Source organism: Cupriavidus sp. SIMBA_020, assembly GCF_046535395.1.
Taxonomy (GTDB): Bacteria; Pseudomonadota; Gammaproteobacteria; order Burkholderiales; family Burkholderiaceae; genus Cupriavidus; species Cupriavidus campinensis.
The window spans coordinates 1-231 of sequence record NZ_JAWRWU010001801.1 but is presented as its reverse complement, the minus strand read 5'-3'; the positions used below and the strand labels follow the sequence as shown (position 1 = coordinate 231).

Genomic DNA, 231 nt, shown 5'->3' with positions numbered 1-231 from the left:
GCCGCAGACGATGGCGTTGCTGCGCCGCTTCGGCTCGGTCACCGTGCTGAACGGGCACATCCACCAGATTGTGTCGAAGGTCGAGGGCAACGTGACGTTCCATACCGCGCGCTCCACCGCGTTCCCGCAGCCGACCGCCGGCAACGGCCCGGGCCCGGTGCCGCTCACGGTGCCGCGCGACCGGCTGCCCGCGATGCTCGGCGTAACGACCGTCGATTTCGCCGGCCATCC

Annotated in this window: 1 pseudogene; it reads left to right on the top strand. The window is 71.0% G+C overall.

The annotated features are described in order from the left end of the window. Positions 1-231: pseudogene (locus SB751_RS35815) on the top strand (metallophosphoesterase); the annotation flags it as partial.